Genomic DNA, 18201 nt, shown 5'->3' with positions numbered 1-18201 from the left:
ACCCCGACGCCGACGCCGACGCCGACGCGGACGCCGACCCCGACGCCGACGCCGACGCGGACGCGGACGCCGACCCCGACCCCGACAACCACGGCTAGGGCGACCGCGGCCGCGTCCTCGGTGCGGAGGGCGGGTGCGACCAGCGGACCGGGCCGCGCGCGCGGCTCGGACGGGCGGACCCGCGCCGGCGGGCGGGGTTCGCCTCCCGTGCGGGCGCGGGCGCGGGGGCGGGCGCGAGGGAGACACGCGGTCGCGGCGAGCCGTGCCGCCGTACGACGCCGGGGTGAGGCGCTGTTCCCCTCCGCCGCGTCGCCCGCCGAGCCCGAACCGGCCGGGGGGTGGGGGGCGTCGGAGGTCGTGGCTTCGCCCGGAGTGCGGGAGGAGGAAGGCGCGCCGGGCAGGTGGGAACGGTTGAGGCTCGCGCTGAACGACCGGCTGCCGGTGTGGGCGCAGTCCCGGTGCGGTCTCGAACCGAGGACGCTGGCCGCGCTCGCCGTGCTCCTCGTCGTGGCCGTGGGGTTCGCCGGGCGGCACTTCTGGGCCGGACGGCCCGAAGCCGTCCGGGCGCCGGAGATCGTGCGCGCGGCGCCGCTGCCGGAGAGCGGGGCATCTCCGGCGGTGTCGGGGGTGGCGGCGGAACCGACGGCCGGGGTGTCGCCGGCGGCGGTCGTGGTCGATGTGAGCGGCAAGGTACGACGGCCCGGGGTGCTCACCCTGCCTGCCGGATCGAGGGTCGCGGACGCGCTGCGGGCGGCCGGTGGGGTCAGGCCGGGCACGGACGTCAGCGGACTGAATCGTGCCCGGGTCTTGATGGACGGCGAACAGGTGGTGGTCGGTCTGCCGGCCCCGAACGTCCCAGGCGCGGGGGCAGGTACGGGCGCGGGGGCCGGGGCGCAGGCCGGTGTCCGGGCAGCGCCGCTGAGCCTCAACGCGGCGACCGTGGAGCAGCTCGACACGCTGCCCGGCGTCGGGCCCGTGCTCGCCCAGCACATCGTCGACCACCGCCTGGAGCACGGCGGGTTCCGGTCGGTCGAGGAGTTGCGTGAGGTCAACGGGATCGGTGAGCGGCGGTTCGCCGACCTGGCACCCCTGGTCCGGCCATGAGGACGTCCGCCGCCTCCCGCGGTGTGCGTGAGGAGGGGCCGGCCGACCTTCGCCTCGTACCCCCGGCGTTGGCGGCCTGGGGAGCGGCCGCGCCGGCGGTGGGCGCCACCGGGTGGTGGGTGGTCGCGGGGGTCCTCGCATGCCTGGCGGCAGTGGCGATCCTGCCCGTGGTCGTCCGAGGACGGCCCGGTCGGCGGCTGAGGGTCACCGCCGCCGCGGCGGTGTTGCTCGGTGCCGCGGCCGGAGCCGCGTCGGGCGGGCTCCACGCCGCCGACCTGACGCGCGGTCCCGTCCCGGGGCTCGCAGGGCAGTACGCCCGGGTGACCGTGGACGTGACGGTCACCTCCGATCCGCGACTGACCCGTCCCCGGATCCGAGGTGACCGGACGGCACCTGTCTCCGTCGTCCTGAACGGGGAGGTGAGCCGGGTGGAGGCGCCCAAAGGCGTGGTCCACCGGACCAGGACGCCGGTGCTGGTGGTCGTGCCGGCCGGTGACGGCCGGGGGGAGTGGCTGCGGACTCTGCCCTCGACCCGGCTGCGGGTCGCGGGGCGGCTCGCGCCCCCGATGCGTCCGGGCGACCGGTTCGCGGCGGTGCTGCGGGCCGAGGGGTCCGGTCCACCGCAGGTCACGGGGCCCGCGAGTACTGTGCAGCGCACGGCCGGGGAGCTGCGGGCGGGGCTGCGGCGCGCCACGGAACACCTCGAACCGGACGCTCGGGCGCTGCTCCCCGGGCTGGTCGTCGGAGACACCTCACGGATCGAACCGGATCTGAGCGACGCCTTCCAGGCGACCGACCTCGCCCATCTGCTCGCTGTGTCCGGCTCCAACCTCACGGTCGTGCTGTTGCTTCTCGTCGGCCGGCCGGGCGCCGCGATGCGGGCCGAGCGGGGCGGGCTCGCGCCCCGGCTCGGCATCCCGCTGCGGTCCACCGCGCTGATCGGGGGAGGACTCACACTCGCCTTCGTCGTCGTCTGCCGGCCGGACCCGAGCGTGCTGCGGGCCGCGGCCTGCGGACTGGTCGCCCTGCTCGCGATCGGCACGGGCCGCCGCAGATCGCTGATTCCGGCCCTGGCCGCGGCCGTGCTGCTGCTGGTCCTGTACGACCCGTGGCTCGCACGGAGTTACGGCTTCCTCCTCTCGGTCCTGGCCACCGGGGCGTTGCTCACCATCGCGCCGCGCTGGAGCGAGGCGCTGCGGCGGCGCGGGGTCCCCGGCCGGATCGCCGAGGCGCTGGCCGCGGCCCTGGCGGCGCAGGCGGTGTGCGCGCCCGTCGTGGCGGTCTTCGCCGCTCGGGTGAGCCTGGTGGCGATCCCCAGCAACCTACTGGCGGAGCCGGCGGTCGCCCCGGCGACGGTTCTCGGGTTCGCCGTGCTCGCCCTCGCTCCCGTCTGGCCGACGGCCGCCGAGCTGGTCGCCGGGATCGCGGCTTGGCCCGCCGAGTGGATCGCGGGGGTGGCCCGCACCGGAGCGGCGCTGCCGGGCGCCGAGACCGACTGGCCGGGCGGCTGGTGGGGCGGGCTGACGCTGGCCGCGATCTTCGGGGTGGTGGTGCTGGGGGCATGGAGACTGCCGTACCGGCGGCGGATCGCCGTGGGCTGCGCCGTGCTGCTGCTCCTCGCGGTGGTCAGGCCGCCACCGCTGACCCGGGTGGTCACCGGGTGGCCGCCACCGGGCTGGGTGTTCGCGATGTGCCAGGTCGGGCAGGGCGACGCGGCCGTGCTCGCGGCGGGTGGGGACGCCGCCGTCGTCGTGGACGCCGGACCCGATCCGGCCCTCGTGGACCGTTGCCTCCACGATCTCGGGGTCCGCCGGATTCCTCTCGTGGTGCTCACGCACTTCCACGCGGACCATGTCGCGGGACTGCCCGGGGTGTTGCGCGGGCGGTCGGTGGGAGCGATCCAGACGACAGGGCTGGAAGAACCGCGGGGGCAGGCGGAGTTCGTGCGGCGCACCGCAGCGGCGGCCGGGGTCCCGTTGGTGCGGGCCGGGCCCGGGGAGCGGCGGCGACTGGGCCCTCTGGACTGGCGGGTGCTATGGCCGCGTGGCGGCCCGGGCATGGTGGAGCCGGAGGAGTCCGGGCCGAACGACGCGAGTGTCACCCTGCTCGTGCGGACCGCCGCAGGGCTGAGCCTGCTCCTCCTGGGGGACCTCGAACCGCCCGCCCAGCAGGGCCTGTTGCGGGCGTACCCCGCGCTGGCGCCGGTGGACGTCCTCAAGGTCGCGCACCACGGCTCCGCCTACCAGGATCCGGGGCTGATACGGGCCGTCCGGCCGCGGCTGGCGCTGGTGTCGACCGGCAGGGGCAATCCGTACGGCCATCCGTCGCCGCGGACGGTGGAGGCGCTGCGGGCCGGGGGAGCGGAGGTGCTGCGGACGGACCGGGACGGAGCGATCGCGGTGACCGGCGCCGGCCGGGACCTGCTGGCCGTATCGACCGAAAGGAGCTCGTAGAGGAAGCCGCCCGACACGGATCGACCGGAAGGAGCTCGTAGAAGAAGCCACCTGCCCATGAATGACACCGGTCGGCTGCGGCGGAGCGGTCCGTTCACCGTCGGCCGGCCGGCCGACGCGCCGTGGCCCGGGTCCGGTATCCGCGGCCCAGCCCTGCGGCCGCCGGAGTTCGGCCGCCCATTCGGACGGAGGGCGGAGGCCCGGCACACTCTCCGCATGAGCACTGGCATCGAGCCCGTCCCGGATGCGACCGTCGAGGCCTACCTGCGTCGGATCGGAGCCACGCGTCCGGACCGCCCCGACGTGGCGGCACTGCGCGACCTGCAACTGCGGCACCTGAGGACGGTCCCCTTCGAGAACCTGTCGATCCACCTGGGCGAGGCCATCGTCCTGGAGGAGAAGCCGCTGCTCGACAAGGTGGTCGGCGCCCGCAGGGGCGGGTTCTGCTACGAGATCAACGCCACGTTCGCCGTCCTCCTGCGCGAGCTCGGCTTCGCCGTCAGCCTCCTTCAGGCGCGCGGCTTCGGGGAGGGCGGCCGGCTGGGCATCCCGTACGACCACATGGCGGTGCTGGTCGAGGCGGACGGGGAACGGTGGCTCGCGGACGTCGGCTTCGGCGACCACACCCACTTCCCGCTGGCGCTGGACGAGCGGGGCGACCAGGAGGATCCGGGCGGGAGGTTCCGCATCGTCGAGACGGAGCACGGCGACCTGGACGTGCTGCGGAACGGCAGGCCGCAGTGCCGGCTGGAGACCCGGCCGCGGGTGCTTTCCGACTTCACGGCGGGCGCCTGGTACCACCGCACCTCCCCGGACTCGCACTTCACCCGCTCCCTCGTCTGCTCCCGGCTCGGCGAGGAGGGCAGGGTCACCCTCAGCGGCCGGAAGCTCGTCACGCACGTGGACGGCCGGCGGGCCGAGCGGATGCTCGACTCCGACGACGAGGTGAGGGCGGTGTACCGAGAGCGGTTCGGCATGGAGCTGACGGAGCTGCCCGTGGCCCCGCCCCGGTCGTCGGATGGGTGACCAGGTCCCCTGAGGCGTGAACGAGCAGTTACGGGGCCTCCAGCCAGCCCTCGTACTCGGCGGCGAGCTCGTCGAGCGCCGAGGAGTCCAGCCGGCCCCCCGGGTCCTCCACGACCACCAGCCACTGCGCGTCCTCGGCGTCGTCCTCCCCGGCCAGCGCGTCCCGCACGAGCTGCGGCTCCTCCGTGACGCCGAAGCGGGCGGGCAGCTCCTCGGCGACCTCCTCGGCGGCGTCGCGGTCGGGCAGGACGAGTACGTGTCGTTCGCTCACCAGGCCATTCTCCGGTACGCGCGGGAGTGTCGGTGGCCCGTGGGATGCTGGACGCGATGGCCACCAGAAAGACTTCGCCCGACGACCTCCTCGCCCCCGTCACGCTCGCCGTGGGCCAGGAGGACCTGCTCCTCGACCGCGCCGTGCAGGAGGTGGTGGCGGCCGCGCGGGCCGCCGACTCCGACACGGACGTACGGGACCTCACCTCCGATCAGCTCCAGCCCGGGACGCTGGCGGAGCTGACGAGCCCGTCGCTGTTCGCCGAGCGCAAGGTCCTGGTCCTGCGGAACGCGCAGGACCTGTCCGCCGACACGATCAAGGACATCAAGGCGTACCTCGACGCGCCCATCGAGGAGATCACGCTCGTGCTGCTCCACGCGGGCGGAGCCAAGGGCAAGGGACTCCTGGACGCGGCGCGGAAGGCGGGCGCGCGGGAGGTGGCCTGCCCGAAGACGACCAAGCCGGCGGAGCGGCTCACGTTCGTACGCCAGGAGTTCCGGGCGCTGGGGCGGTCGGCGACGCCCGAGGCGTGCCAGGCGCTGGTCGACTCGATCGGCAGCGACCTGCGGGAGCTGGCATCGGCGGTGTCGCAGCTGACGGCGGACGTCGAGGGGACGATCGACGAGGCGATCGTCGGGCGGTACTACACGGGGCGGGCGGAGGCTTCCTCGTTCAACGTCGCGGACCGCGCGGTGGAAGGGCGGGCCGCGGAAGCCCTGGAGGCGCTGCGCTGGTCGCTCTCGACCGGCGTCCCGGCGGTCTTGATCACGAGCGCGCTGGCGCAGGGGGTCCGGGCGATCGGCAAGCTCTCGTCGGCGCGGGGCGGCCGGCCGGCGGATCTGGCGCGGGAGCTGGGGATGCCGCCGTGGAAGATCGACCGGGTGCGCCAGCAGATGCGGGGCTGGACGCCGGACGGGGTCTCGATCGCGCTGCGCGCGGTGGCGGAGGCGGACGCGGGCGTGAAGGGCGGGGGCGACGATCCGGAGTACGCGCTGGAGAAGGCGGTCGTGGCGGTGGCGAGAGCGGCGCGGCTGCGTCGGTAGCGACGGGTTTCCACCACCCCGCGTCTCCTCCGAAGCCAGCCCTACCGGGGCTCCGCCCCCGGCCCCGGCCCTGTGCCGCAGCCCTACCGGGGCTCTGCCCCCGGCCCCCGGCCCTCGGCCCCAGGCCCCCGGCCCTGCGCCGCGGAGCGGCCGCTTCCCGCTGCGCCCGCCCCACCCGCTCCCCTCCACGACGAAGGCCCCGCGCCCTCCTGGGGAAGGAGGAGGCGGGGCCTTCGTCGTACGGCTGGGTGGGCTCGCGCACGCGTGGCGAACGCGTGTCGCGCGCGAGTCCGGGGTGCCGGTTCGGGAGCGGGAGAGAGGGCCCGCTGGGTCCCGTCCGGCGTTACATCAACGGAGCTCAGCCCTGCAGAGCGGCAACCTTGGTGGCCAGCGCCGACTTCTTGTTGGCGGCGGCGTTCTTGTGGATGACGCCCTTCGAGACAGCCTTGTCGAGCGCGCGGGAGGCGGCGCGAGAAGCCACGACGGCCTTCTCGACGTCACCCGCGGCGACGGCCTCGCGGGCCTTGCGGATCGCGGTCTTGAGCGAGGACTTGACGGCCTTGTTGCGCAGGCGCGCCTTCTCGTTCGTCTTGTTCCGCTTGATCTGGGACTTGATGTTCGCCACGAAAGAGCCTTTTCAGGTTCGGTGTTGTTTCTGAGGTGTGCCTCTTCGCTGAGAGGGCGTAGGAGACACAGCTGTCCACGGTATCAGGGGCCGTAACCTCTGCCCAAACCGAGCGGACCTCCGCAGTCGTGGGACCATAGAGCCTACGTATCGATCCGACCATCGCCCCGAGACGAGACCTTGCGTGCCCGCGACTCCTACCCACGTGCCTGAGCCGAGCCGTACCGACCCGGCGTTGATCCGCAATTTCTGCATCATCGCGCACATCGACCACGGCAAGTCCACGCTTGCCGACCGGATGCTCCAGCTGACCGGTGTGGTCGACCAGCGGCAGATGCGCGCCCAGTACCTCGACCGGATGGACATCGAGCGCGAGCGCGGCATCACGATCAAGTCCCAGGCGGTCCGTCTTCCCTGGGCGCCCACCGAGGGTGCGGATCAGGGGAAGACCCACATCCTCAACATGATCGACACCCCCGGGCACGTCGACTTCACGTACGAGGTCTCCCGGTCCCTGGCGGCCTGCGAGGGCACGATCCTGCTCGTCGACGCGGCCCAGGGCATCGAGGCGCAGACCCTCGCGAACCTGTACCTCGCGATGGAGAACGACCTCACGATCGTTCCCGTACTCAACAAGATCGACCTCCCGGCCGCCCAGCCGGAGAAGTTCTCCGAGGAGCTCGCCAACCTCATCGGCTGCCAGCCCGAGGACGTGCTGAAGGTCTCCGCCAAGACGGGCATCGGTGTCGAGGCGCTGCTCGACCGGGTCGTGGAGCGCGTGCCGGCCCCCGTCGGTGTCGCCGACGCCCCCGCCCGCGCGATGATCTTCGACTCGGTCTACGACTCCTACCGCGGTGTCGTCACGTACGTACGAGTCGTCGACGGGCAGCTCAACAAGCGCGAGCGCATCAAGATGATGTCGACCGGCGCGACCCACGAGCTCCTCGAGATCGGCGTCTCCTCGCCCGAGATGACGCCGGCCGACGGCATCGGCGTCGGCGAGGTCGGCTACATCATCACCGGCGTGAAGGACGTCCGTCAGTCCAAGGTCGGTGACACGATCACCTCCCTGAACAAGGGCGCCACCGAGGCCCTCGGCGGGTACAAGGACCCCAAGCCGATGGTGTTCTCCGGCCTCTACCCGCTGGACGGCTCGGAGTACCCGGACCTCCGCGAGGCCCTCGACAAGCTGCAGCTCAACGACGCCGCGCTGGTCTACGAGCCGGAGACCTCCGCCGCCCTCGGCTTCGGCTTCCGCGTCGGCTTCCTCGGCCTGCTCCACCTGGACGTCATCCGGGAGCGACTGGAGCGCGAGTTCGGCCTCGACCTGATCGCCACCGCCCCCAACGTGGTCTACCGCGTGGTCATGGAGGACGGCAGCGAGCACACGGTCACCAACCCGAGCGAGTTCCCCGAGGGCAAGATCAACGACGTGTACGAGCCCGTCGTACGCGCCACGATCCTCGCCCCGAGCGAGTTCATCGGCGCGATCATGGAGCTCTGCCAGACCCGTCGCGGCACCCTGCTCGGCATGGACTACCTCTCCGAGGACCGGGTCGAGATCCGCTACACCCTCCCGCTGGCCGAGATCGTCTTCGACTTCTTCGACCAGCTGAAGTCCAAGACGCGGGGTTACGCCTCCCTCGACTACGAGCCCACCGGCGAGCAGGCCTCCAGCCTGGTCAAGGTCGACATCCTGCTGCACGGCGACAAGGTGGACGCCTTCTCCGCCGTCACCCACAAGGACGCCGCGTACGCGTACGGCGTGCGGCTCGTCGCCAAGCTGCGCGAGCTGATCCCGCGGCAGGCGTTCGAGGTGCCGATCCAGGCCGCGATCGGCTCCCGGATCATCGCCCGCGAGACCATCCGCGCCATCCGCAAGGACGTCCTCGCCAAGTGCTACGGCGGTGACATCTCCCGTAAGCGGAAGCTGCTCGAGAAGCAGAAGGAAGGCAAGAAGCGGATGAAGATGGTCGGCTCCGTGGAGGTCCCGCAGGAGGCCTTCATCGCCGTCCTGTCGAGCGACGACTCCGCGGGCGGCAAGTCCAAGAAGTGATCGGAAGTAATCAGCCAATTAGCTGATAGATACATCGAACGGGCTCACGCGCGCACGGCGCGGGGGCCCGTTCGTTATGAACCGGGTATGAAGAGGCGGCCCGCAGCCTCTTACGCGCCGGTCCCCGGCGCCTTACTCTGATCGCGGCTCGAAGGTTACTCGCCAGTTAGTACGCATGGAACGCACCGCCAGAACGCACCGCCGCCGCCCGGAGGACGTCGTGAGCGACACACAGACCCTGATCGAGAACCGGCCGCCTTCCGTGGCGACCCTCTTCCTTGAGCGCGTGGAGCGTACTCCCGACGCGGAGGCCTATCGCTATCCGGTCCCGGCCGCTTCCGGCCAGGGCCCGGACGACTGGAAGTCGCTCAGCTGGGGGCAGGCCGCCGAGCGGGTCTACGCCATCGCCGCCGGTCTGATCGACCTGGGCGTCCAGCCGGAGGAGCGCGTCGCACTGGCCTCCTCCACCCGGGTGGAGTGGATCCTCGCCGACCTCGGCGTGATGTGCGCGGGCGCCGCCACCACCACCGTGTACCCGCAGACCAACGCGGAGGAGTCGGCGTTCATCCTCTCCGACTCCGAGTCGAAGGTGCTGATCGCGGAGGACGCGGCCCAGGTCGCCAAGGCCGTCGAGCGGCGCGCTGACCTGCCGAACCTCCACCACGTCGTGGTCGTCGACCCGACGGGCGTGGAGACCGACGACTGGGTCCTGTCCCTCGCCGACCTGGAGGCGCGCGGCAAGGCGTACCTCGAGAAGCACGCCGAGGCGGTCAAGGAGCGGGTCTCGGCCATCACCGCCGGCCAGCTCGCCACCCTCATCTACACCTCGGGCACCACCGGCCGCCCGAAGGGCGTCCGGCTGCCGCACGACAACTGGTCGTACATGGCCAAGGCCATCGCGGCGACCGGCCTGGTCACCGCGGACGACGTCCAGTACCTCTGGCTGCCGCTCGCGCACGTCTTCGGCAAGGTGCTGACCTCCGGCCAGATCGAGGTCGGGCACGTCACGGCCGTCGACGGCCGCGTCGACAAGATCATCGAGAACCTGCCGGTCGTCCAGCCGACCTACATGGCCGCCGTGCCGCGCATCTTCGAGAAGGTCTACAACGGAGTCGCGGCCAAGGCCCGGGCCGGCGGTGGCGCCAAGTACAAGATCTTCCAGTGGGCGGCCGGTGTCGCCCGTGAGTACGCCAAGGCCACCCAGGACAACTTCCGCCGCACCGGCACCGCCTCCGCGCCCTTCGGGCTCACTGTCAAGCACAAGGTCGCGGACGCGCTCGTCTACTCCAAGCTCCGCGACGCCTTCGGCGGCCGGCTGCGCGCCGCCGTCTCCGGCTCCGCCGCCCTCTCGCCCGAGATCGGCTTCTTCTTCGCCGGCGCGGGCATCCACATCCTGGAGGGCTACGGCCTGACGGAGAGCAGCGCCGCCTCCTTCGTCAACCCGGGCGAGGCGTACCGCACCGGCACCGTCGGCAAGCCGCTCCCCGGCTGCGAGGTCCGCATCGCCGACGACGGCGAGATCCTGCTGCGCGGCCCCGGCATCATGGAGGGCTACCACGGTCTGCCCGAGAAGACGGCCGAGGTCCTGGAGTCCGACGGCTGGTTCCACACCGGCGACATCGGCGAGCTGTCGGCCGACGGCTACCTCCGCATCACCGACCGCAAGAAGGACCTGATCAAGACGTCCGGCGGCAAGTACATCGCCCCGGCCGAGGTGGAGGGCCAGTTCAAGGCCGTCTGCCCCTTCGTCTCCAACATCCTGGTCCACGGCGCCGACCGGAACTTCTGCACGGCGCTCATCGCCCTCGACGAGCCCACCATCCTCGGCTGGGCCGCCGAGAACGGCCTCGGCGGCAAGTCGTACGCCGAGATCGTCGCCTCCCCGCAGGCCGAGAAGCTGATCCAGGGGTACGTCGACCGCCTCAACGAGGGTCTCCAGCGCTGGCAGACGATCAAGAAGTTCCGCCTGCTGCCGCGCGACCTCGACATCGAGCACGGCGAGCTGACCCCGTCGCTGAAGCTGAAGCGGCCCGTGGTGGAGCGGACGTACAAGGACCTGATCGAGGACATGTACGCGGGCTCCCGCGAGGCGTAGCGGGCGCGGCGCGGGGCTCTTCCACGGGCTTCCGCGGGGCCTGCCGCGAGTTATCCACAGGCTGGAGGCTCACCTCGGGCAGTACGGGACAATGGGTTCATGCCTTCCGTACTGCCCGATGGTGAGCCCATGCCCGAGGACGGGGCGCTGCCCGCGCACGCCCTGGAAGGGGCCGGGGACCGGCCGCTCGGGTTCTATCTGCACGTGCCGTACTGCGCGACGCGCTGCGGCTACTGCGACTTCAACACGTACACCGCGAGCGAGCTGCGCGGTGCCGGAGGCGTGCTCGCCTCCCGGGACAACTACGCCGGGCAGGTCGCGGAGGAGATACGCCTCGCCCGCAAGGTCCTCGGCGACGACCCGAGGCCGGTGCGGACCGTCTTCGTCGGCGGGGGCACACCGACGCTGCTCGCCGCCGGAGACCTCGTTCGGATGCTGGGGGCGATCCGGGACGAGTTCGGCCTCGCGGACGACGCCGAGGTGACGACGGAGGCGAACCCGGAGTCGGTGGACCCGGCGTATCTGGCCGAGCTGCGGGCCGGCGGCTTCAACCGGATCTCGTTCGGCATGCAGAGCGCCCGGCAGCACGTCCTGAAGGTCCTGGACCGCACGCACACGCCCGGGCGGCCCGAGGCGTGCGTCGCGGAGGCACGGGCGGCGGGTTTCGAGCACGTCAACCTGGACCTCATCTACGGCACGCCGGGAGAGTCCGACGACGACTGGCGGGCGTCGCTCGAGGCGGCGATCGGCGCCGGGCCCGACCACGTCAGCGCGTACGCGCTGATCGTGGAGGAGGGCACGCAGCTGGCCCGGCGGATCCGGCGCGGCGAGGTGCCGATGACCGACGACGACGTGCACGCGGACCGGTACCTGATAGCGGACTCGGTCTTCGCCGAGGCCGGCTTCGACTGGTACGAGGTGTCGAACTGGGCCACCTCGGAGGCCGGGCGCTGCCTGCACAACGAGCTGTACTGGCGGGGCGCCGACTGGTGGGGCGCAGGACCGGGCGCGCACTCGCACGTGGGCGGGGTGCGGTGGTGGAACGTGAAGCATCCCGGCGCGTACGCGGCGGCGCTGGGAGAAGGGCGGTCTCCCGGCGCGGGGCGGGAGGTGCTGTCGGCGGAGGACCGGCGCGTCGAGCGCGTGCTGCTGGAGCTACGGCTCCGGGAGGGCGTCGAGCTGGGGCTGCTGCGGGCGGCCGGACTGGCCGCGTCCCGCAAGGCGCTGGAGGGCGGACTCCTCGATCCGGCCGCGTACGAGTCGGGACGCGCGGTCCTGACCCTGCGAGGGCGTCTGCTCGCGGACGCGGTGGTCAGGGACCTGGTGGACTAAGGGCCCTCGCCCCGCGGCCCTGCCCCCAGCGGCCCCCCGCGCCGGCGGCCCCGCGCCAGCGGCGCCCCGCCCCTAGGCCCCGCACCGAGCGGCCCCGTGCCCCTCGGGCCCCGCGCCGGCGGCCCCTCGGGCGCGGGGCCCTTCGGGCGAGCGGCCCGGGGGCCCGAGGGGCACGGGGCCGCTGCCCCGGCCCTACGGCGCCGTCACGAAGTCGATCAGTTCTTCCACGCGGCCCAGCAGCGCCGGTTCCAGGTCCTTGTAGGAGTGGACCCGCGACAGGATGTGCTGCCAGGCCGCGCCCGTGTTCTCCGGCCAGGAGAGGGCGCGGCAGACGCCCGTCTTCCAGTCCTGGCCGTGCGGGACCGTCGGCCACGCCGGGATGCCCACGGACGACGGTTTCACCGCCTCCCAGACGTCGATGTACGGGTGGCCCACGATCAGCACGTCCGGAGACGTGACCTGCGCCGCGATGCGGGACTCCTTCGAGCCGGGGACCAGGTGGTCGACCAGGATTCCCAGCCGCGCGTCGGCCGCCGGGGCGAAGTCCGCGACGATGGCAGGGAGGTCGTCGATGCCCTCCAGGTACTCCACCACCACGCCCTCGATGCGGAGGTCGTCTCCCCAGACCCGTTCCACCAGCTCGGCGTCGTGGCGGCCCTCCACGTAGATCCGGCCCGCCCGGGCGACCCGGGCCCGGGCGCCTGGCACCGCGATCGAACCGGAGGCCGTGCGGGTCGGGCGCGCGGGGGCGGCCGAGGGGCGGACCAGGGTGACCACCCGGCCCTCCAGCAGGAACCCGCGCGGTTCCAGCGGGAAGACCCGGTGCTTGCCGAAGCGGTCCTCCAGCGTCACCGTGCCCGCCTCGCAGCGGATCACCGCCCCGCAGAAGCCCGTCGAAACCTCCTCGACCACGAGATCGGCCTCCGCCGGGACCTCCGGCACGGGCGCGGAGCGCTTCCAAGGGGGCGTCAGGTCCGGGTTGTAGCTGCGCATTTCCGGGACGTTATGACACTCCGAAGCGGCGTGCCAGTTCTTCCCGCTGCGCGCGGACGAATGTCGCGTCCACGACCGCGCCGTGGCCCGGCACGTACACCGCTGCCTCCCCGCCCAGACCCAGAAGCCGGTCCAGGGCGTCCGGCCAGCGCGCCGGGATCGCGTCGGGGCCCGCCTGCGGCTCGCCCGACTCCTCGACCAGGTCGCCGCAGAACACGATCTCCTCCGTGCCGGCGGGGACGAGGAGCACCAGATCGTGGCCGGTGTGTCCCGGCCCGACGTTCGCGAGCAGCACCTGGCGGCCGCCCAGGTCCAGCGTCCACTCGCCCGACACGGTGTGGTGGGGGGCCACCAGGACGTCGACCGCCTCCGCCGCGGCCGCCGGGTCCACCCCCTGGCGTACCGCGTCCGTGAACAGCTCCTGCCCCTCCCGCCGCAGCAGCTCGTCGACGCCCACCGCGCCGTACACCTCCGCCCCGGCGAACACCGCCGTGCCCAGCACATGATCGAAGTGCGGGTGGCTCAGTGCGATGTGCGTCACTCTTCGCCCGCCGGTCAGCGCCTCGATCTGGGCCCGCAGCTCGGCGCCCTCCAGGATCGTGGAGCCCGTGTCGTAGAGCAGGACCCCCTTCTCGCCCAGCACCAGGCCCACCGTGGCGTCCCAGCCGGGCAGGCGGCGCCGGCCCACCCCGTCCGCGAGCCGCTCCCAGCCGAACTCTTCCCAAGCGACATCCATACCGCGACGCTATCCGCTACGACGCGACCTCCGAAGCGGCCTCCTTGCCAGGAGCGATGCCCGCCGCCGTACACTGGCCGGGGGATTCCTGGCACTCGGGCAGGGCGAGTGCCAAAAGCGGAGCAAACCGATACGACAGCTGGAGGTGTGCGCGATGCTCAGCGAACGCAGACTCGAGGTGCTCCGTGCCATCGTCCAGGACTATGTCGGGACGGAGGAGCCGGTCGGCTCCAAGGCGCTCACGGAGCGTCACAAGCTCGGCGTCTCGCCCGCCACCGTGCGCAACGACATGGCTGTCCTGGAGGACGAGGGCTACATCGCCCAGCCTCACACCAGCGCCGGACGCATCCCGACCGACAAGGGCTACCGCCTCTTCGTCGACCGGCTCGCCGGCGTCAAGCCGCTGTCGACGCCCGAGCGGCGCGCGATCCACAACTTCCTCGACGGCGCGGTCGACCTCGACGACGTCGTCGGCCGTACGGTCCGGCTGCTCGCGCAGCTGACCCGGCAGGTCGCCGTCGTGCAGTACCCGTCGCTGACCCGCTCGACGGTCCGGCACGTGGAGCTGCTCTCGCTCGCGCCCGCCCGCCTGATGCTCGTGCTGATCACGGACACGGGCCGGGTGGAGCAGCGGATGATCGACTGCCCCGCGCCGTTCGGCGAGGCCTCGCTCGCCGACCTGCGGGCCCGGCTCAACAGCCGGGTGGTCGGCCGCCGTTTCGCGGACGTGCCGCAGCTGGTGCAGGATCTTCCGGAGTCGTTCGAGGAGACGGAGGACCGCGGCACGGTGTCGACGGTGCTCGCCACCCTGCTCGAAACGCTGGTGGAGGAGCACGAGGAGCGGCTGATGATCGGCGGCACCGCCAATCTCACCCGCTTCGGCCATGACTTCCCCCTCACGATCAGGCCGGTGCTGGAAGCACTCGAGGAGCAGGTCGTGCTCCTCAAGCTTCTCGGCGAGGCCAAGGACTCGGGCATGACCGTACGGATCGGGCACGAGAACGCCCACGAAGGGCTCACCTCCACGTCCGTCGTCGCGGTCGGCTACGGTTCGGGCGACGAGGCAGTCGCCAAACTCGGCGTGGTCGGACCGACCCGCATGGACTACCCCGGAACGATGGGAGCGGTACGCGCAGTGGCACGTTACGTCGGACAGATCCTGGCGGAGTCGTAAGTGGCCACGGACTACTACGCCGTACTCGGCGTGCGCCGCGACGCGTCCCAGGACGAGATCAAGAAGGCATTCCGTCGGCTCGCGCGCGAGCTGCACCCGGATGTCAATCCCGATCCGAAGACGCAGGAGCGCTTCAAGGAGATCAACGCCGCCTACGAGGTGTTGTCGGACCCGCAGAAGAAGCAGGTCTACGACCTCGGAGGCGACCCGCTGTCCGCGTCCGGCGGTGGCGGCGGAGCCGGTGGCTTCGGCCAGGGCGGCTTCGGAAACTTCTCGGACATCATGGACGCCTTCTTCGGTACGGCGTCGCAGCGCGGGCCGCGCTCGCGCACCCGCCGCGGCCAGGACGCGATGATCCGGCTGGAGATCGACCTCAACGAGGCAGCCTTCGGCACGACCAAGGACATCCAGGTCGACACGGCCGTCGTCTGTACGACCTGTTCGGGCGAGGGCGCCGCACCCGGCACCTCCGCGCAGACCTGTGACATGTGCCGCGGCCGCGGTGAGGTCTCGCAGGTCACCCGGTCCTTCCTGGGCCAGGTCATGACCTCCCGCCCCTGCCCCCAGTGCCAGGGCTTCGGCACCGTCGTCCCCACCCCGTGCCCCGAGTGCGCGGGCGACGGCCGGGTCCGCTCGCGTCGCACGCTGACCGTGAAGATCCCGGCCGGTGTCGACAACGGCACCCGCATCCAGCTGGCCGGCGAGGGCGAGGTCGGCCCCGGCGGCGGCCCGGCCGGTGACCTGTACGTCGAGATCCACGAGGTCCCGCACGAGACCTTCCAGCGGCGCGGCGACGACCTGCACTGCACGGTCACCATCCCGATGACGGCGGGCGCGCTCGGCACGAAGGTGCCGCTGCAGACGCTCGACGGCGTCGAGGAGGTCGACATCCGCCCGGGCACGCAGTCCGGGCAGTCGATCCCGCTGCACGGGCGCGGCATCACGCACCTGCGCGGCGGCGGTCGCGGCGACCTGATCGTGCACGTCGAGGTGACGACGCCGTCGAAGCTCGACGCCGAGCAGGAGCGGCTGCTGCGCGAACTGGCGAAGCTGCGCGGCGAGGAGCGGCCGACGGGCCAGTTCCAGCCCGGGCAGCAGGGGCTGTTCTCGCGCCTGAAGGACGCGTTCAACGGCCGGTAGGCACGACGGTTCGACGGCCGGTCGAAAACGTCACGGAGGAGGGGCGGCGCCCGCGTCATCGCGGGCGGCGCCCCTTTCCCGTACCACCGGAACCACCGATTCGGTCCCCGACCGACGTCATGAAACGATGCCCGCATGTCCACCGCGCTGAACGGTCTCTCCCGGTACCCGATCGTGCAGGCCCCCATGGCGGGTGGCGCGTCCTGCCCGGAACTCGTCGGCGCCGTCTGCGAGGCCGGCGGACTCGGCTTCCTCGCCGGGGGGTACAAGACCGCCGGCGGGCTGTACCAGGAGATCAAGCAGGTGCGCGGGCTGACCGGGCAGCCCTTCGGGGTCAACCTCTTCATGCCCCAGAGCGGCCAGCCCACGGACCCCGCCGCCGTAGAGGTGTACCGGCACCAGCTCGCCGGTGAGGCCACCTGGTACGAGACGCAGCTCGGCTGCCCGGACAGCGGGCGGGACGACGCCTACGACGCCAAGCTCGCGATCCTCCTGGACGACCCGGTCCCCGTCGTCTCCTTCACCTTCGGCTGCCCCGGCCGCGAGACCTTCGACGCGTTCGCCCGCGCCGGTACGTACACGATCGTCACCGTCACCTCGCCCGAGGAGGCCCAGGCCGCCCAGCGGGCCGGCGCCGACGCCGTCTGCGTGCAGGGCGTCGAGGCGGGCGGACATCAGGGCACGCATCGGGACGACCCCGACGCCGCCCTCGCCGGAACCGGGCTCCTGGCGCTCGTCACGCAGGTCAGGGAGGCCGTGCGGCTGCCGATCGTCGCGACCGGCGGGATCATGCGCGGCGCGCAGATCGCCGCCGTCCTCGCCGCAGGGGCCGAGGCCGCGCAGCTCGGCACCGCGTTCCTGGTCTGTCCCGAGTCGGGGGCGCACGCCCTGCACAAGCGGGCCCTGACCGACCCCCTCTTCGTCCGCACCGAGCTCACCCGGGCCTTCTCCGGGCGTCCGGCGCGCGGGCTCGTCAACCGCTTCATGCGCGAGCACGGCCCGTACGCCCCCGCCGCCTACCCGGAGGTCCACCACCTCACCGCGCCCCTGCGCAAGGCCGCGGCCACGGCAGGGGACGCCCAGGGCATGGCCCTGTGGGCCGGTCAGGGGCACCGGCTGGCCCGCGAACTCCCGGCGGGACAACTGATCGAGGTGCTGGCCGCCGAGCTCGACACCGCACTCACCGCGCAGGCCCACAGGAGCGCCTCATGACCGCACCCGTCTTCGTCGTCGAGGCCGTCCCCGGCACCGGCACCTTCCTCCTCGACGGCCCCGAGGGCCGCCACGCCGTCTCCGTGAAGCGGCTGCGGGGAGGTGAGGACCTCGTCCTGACCGACGGCTGCGGTCGGTGGGCGGACTGTACGGTGCTCAGCGCCGAGGGCAAGGACCAGCTGACCGTCCAGGTCTCGGGTACGTACGAGGACCCCGCGCCCGACCCCCGTATCACCGTCGTCCAGGCGCTGCCGAAGGGCGACCGGGGCGAACTCGCCGTCGAGATCATGACGGAGACCGGCGTCGACGCGATCGTGCCGTGGGCCGCGTCCCGCTGCATCACCCAGTGGAAGGGCGACCGCGGCCTGAAGGCCCTGGCCAAATGGCGGGCGACCGCGCGCGAGGCCGGCAAGCAGTCGCGCCGTACCCGGTTCCCCGAGGTCGCCGACGCGATGACGACCAAGCAGGTGGCGGCGCTCCTGGCGGACGCAGACCTCGCCGTCGTCCTGCACGAGGACCGGGACCACCCCAGTGGCGCGCTCGCCGAGGCCGAACTCCCCACCGGGGGCGAGATCGTGCTGGTCGTCGGGCCCGAAGGGGGCGTGTCACCGGAGGAGTTGACGGCCTTCGAGGCGGCGGGCGCGAAGCCGTACCGACTGGGCCACAGTGTGCTCCGCACCTCCACGGCCGGTACGGCGGCCACCGCCCTGCTGCTCGGCCGCACGGGCCGCTGGTCCTAGGCCGTGTCCGGAAAGTAGCGCCGTCTGCCCGCAGGGCAGGGCCCGCGGCGTCCGGTGCGTGCGATCGCAAGGCGGAGGGCCGCCCTCGTACTGGGCGTACTCGGGCGATCCGACAACGCAGCGTGGGGGCCCCTCCCGTGCCCGAAGGGCTACGGGGGAGGGCGTGCCAGGCGTCGCGGGCCAGGCGGGACCTTCCGGACA

At 72.7% G+C, this 18201-nt stretch carries 15 protein-coding genes; 11 read left to right on the top strand and 4 right to left on the bottom strand.

Features of this window, described 5'->3' with window-relative positions; all coding sequences use genetic code 11:
• The first annotated feature begins 120 nt into the window (after positions 1-120).
• From ACZ4VW_RS14200 to ACZ4VW_RS14190, 3 genes are all read left to right on the top strand, one after another.
• A complete protein-coding gene (locus ACZ4VW_RS14200) occupies positions 121-1104 on the top strand; it encodes a ComEA family DNA-binding protein (protein ID WP_467962501.1) in 984 nt (327 codons plus the stop codon).
• Positions 1101-3557, top strand: a complete 2457-nt coding sequence (locus ACZ4VW_RS14195; protein WP_467961968.1) for a ComEC/Rec2 family competence protein — start codon at positions 1101-1103, stop codon at positions 3555-3557. The genes ACZ4VW_RS14200 and ACZ4VW_RS14195 overlap by 4 nt, the downstream gene beginning before the upstream one ends.
• 216 nt (positions 3558-3773) lie before the next feature.
• Positions 3774-4583, top strand: a complete 810-nt coding sequence (locus tag ACZ4VW_RS14190; RefSeq protein ID WP_467961966.1) for an arylamine N-acetyltransferase family protein — start codon at positions 3774-3776, stop codon at positions 4581-4583.
• 28 nt (positions 4584-4611) lie between these two features.
• On the opposite strand, the gene ACZ4VW_RS14185 is transcribed toward ACZ4VW_RS14190, so the two are convergent.
• Positions 4612-4857, bottom strand: a complete 246-nt coding sequence (locus ACZ4VW_RS14185; protein WP_467962500.1) for a hypothetical protein — start codon at positions 4855-4857, stop codon at positions 4612-4614.
• Positions 4858-4910: 53 nt separating this feature from the next.
• Here ACZ4VW_RS14185 and holA point away from each other — a divergent pair, with 53 nt between their 5' ends.
• Positions 4911-5897 carry a DNA polymerase III subunit delta gene (gene holA / locus ACZ4VW_RS14180; RefSeq protein WP_467961963.1) on the top strand — a complete coding sequence of 329 codons (987 nt, stop codon included), beginning with the start codon at positions 4911-4913 and terminating at the stop codon, positions 5895-5897.
• A 358-nt stretch (positions 5898-6255) separates the two neighbouring features.
• Here the strand turns inward: holA and rpsT are convergent, their stop codons facing one another.
• Entirely contained in the window at positions 6256-6522 is a 267-nt protein-coding gene (rpsT, locus tag ACZ4VW_RS14175; RefSeq protein WP_137989361.1) for a 30S ribosomal protein S20, read from the bottom strand.
• 184 nt (positions 6523-6706) lie between these two features.
• Here rpsT and lepA point away from each other — a divergent pair, with 184 nt between their 5' ends.
• The 3 genes from lepA to hemW all read left to right on the top strand — a co-directional run bounded on the left by lepA (position 6707) and on the right by hemW (position 12005).
• Positions 6707-8578, top strand: coding sequence for a translation elongation factor 4 (gene lepA / locus ACZ4VW_RS14170; RefSeq protein WP_467961961.1), 1872 nt, complete (start codon positions 6707-6709; stop codon positions 8576-8578).
• A gap of 220 nt (positions 8579-8798) precedes the next feature.
• Positions 8799-10673, top strand: a complete 1875-nt coding sequence (locus ACZ4VW_RS14165; RefSeq protein ID WP_467961960.1) for an AMP-dependent synthetase/ligase — start codon at positions 8799-8801, stop codon at positions 10671-10673.
• A gap of 99 nt (positions 10674-10772) precedes the next feature.
• Positions 10773-12005 (top strand): radical SAM family heme chaperone HemW, encoded by a 1233-nt coding sequence (gene hemW / locus ACZ4VW_RS14160; RefSeq protein ID WP_467961958.1) that lies wholly within the window; start codon positions 10773-10775, stop codon positions 12003-12005.
• 192 nt (positions 12006-12197) lie between these two features.
• Here hemW and ACZ4VW_RS14155 read toward each other — a convergent pair whose 3' ends face one another.
• Both ACZ4VW_RS14155 and ACZ4VW_RS14150 read right to left on the bottom strand, forming a co-directional pair.
• The gene (locus ACZ4VW_RS14155) at positions 12198-12998 is read right to left on the bottom strand and encodes a DUF3097 domain-containing protein (protein ID WP_467961957.1); all 801 of its coding nucleotides are present in this window, start codon (positions 12996-12998) and stop codon (positions 12198-12200) included.
• 10 nt (positions 12999-13008) lie between these two features.
• On the bottom strand, positions 13009-13734 hold the full coding sequence (locus tag ACZ4VW_RS14150) for an MBL fold metallo-hydrolase (RefSeq protein ID WP_467961956.1): 726 nt from the start codon (positions 13732-13734) through the stop codon (positions 13009-13011).
• Between the two features lie 154 nt (positions 13735-13888).
• Here ACZ4VW_RS14150 and hrcA point away from each other — a divergent pair, with 154 nt between their 5' ends.
• The 4 genes from hrcA (at position 13889) to ACZ4VW_RS14130 (ending at position 18000) form a co-directional block, all read left to right on the top strand.
• On the top strand, positions 13889-14908 hold the full coding sequence (gene hrcA, locus ACZ4VW_RS14145; RefSeq protein ID WP_467961954.1) for a heat-inducible transcriptional repressor HrcA: 1020 nt from the start codon (positions 13889-13891) through the stop codon (positions 14906-14908).
• Positions 14909-16048 (top strand): molecular chaperone DnaJ, encoded by a 1140-nt coding sequence (dnaJ, locus tag ACZ4VW_RS14140; RefSeq protein WP_361594062.1) that lies wholly within the window; start codon positions 14909-14911, stop codon positions 16046-16048.
• 135 nt (positions 16049-16183) lie between these two features.
• A complete protein-coding gene (locus ACZ4VW_RS14135; protein ID WP_467961952.1) occupies positions 16184-17260 on the top strand; it encodes a nitronate monooxygenase in 1077 nt (358 codons plus the stop codon).
• Positions 17257-18000 carry a 16S rRNA (uracil(1498)-N(3))-methyltransferase gene (locus ACZ4VW_RS14130; protein WP_467961950.1) on the top strand — a complete coding sequence of 248 codons (744 nt, stop codon included), beginning with the start codon at positions 17257-17259 and terminating at the stop codon, positions 17998-18000. Before ACZ4VW_RS14135 ends, ACZ4VW_RS14130 begins: the two co-directional genes overlap by 4 nt.
• Positions 18001-18201: the final 201 nt, after the last annotated feature.

The organism is Streptomyces sp. NPDC029139 (genome assembly GCF_055564335.1).
Note: the sequence above shows the minus strand (reverse complement) of the source record. Positions and strands in the feature narration are given on the sequence as shown.

Bases quoted from the DNA above. Each gene is read 5' to 3' on its own strand.
- ACZ4VW_RS14195 (WP_467961968.1), top strand. From the start codon at position 1,101: ATGAGGACGTCCGCCGCCTCCCGCGGTGTGCGTGAGGAGGGGCCGGCC.
- ACZ4VW_RS14190 (WP_467961966.1), top strand. From the start codon at position 3,774: ATGAGCACTGGCATCGAGCCCGTCCCGGATGCGACCGTCGAGGCCTAC.
- holA (WP_467961963.1), top strand. From the start codon at position 4,911: ATGGCCACCAGAAAGACTTCGCCCGACGACCTCCTCGCCCCCGTCACG.
- hemW (WP_467961958.1), top strand. From the start codon at position 10,773: ATGCCTTCCGTACTGCCCGATGGTGAGCCCATGCCCGAGGACGGGGCG.
- ACZ4VW_RS14155 (WP_467961957.1), bottom strand. From the start codon at position 12,998: ATGCGCAGCTACAACCCGGACCTGACGCCCCCTTGGAAGCGCTCCGCG.
- ACZ4VW_RS14150 (WP_467961956.1), bottom strand. From the start codon at position 13,734: ATGGATGTCGCTTGGGAAGAGTTCGGCTGGGAGCGGCTCGCGGACGGG.
- hrcA (WP_467961954.1), top strand. From the start codon at position 13,889: ATGCTCAGCGAACGCAGACTCGAGGTGCTCCGTGCCATCGTCCAGGAC.
- ACZ4VW_RS14135 (WP_467961952.1), top strand. From the start codon at position 16,184: ATGTCCACCGCGCTGAACGGTCTCTCCCGGTACCCGATCGTGCAGGCC.
- ACZ4VW_RS14130 (WP_467961950.1), top strand. From the start codon at position 17,257: ATGACCGCACCCGTCTTCGTCGTCGAGGCCGTCCCCGGCACCGGCACC.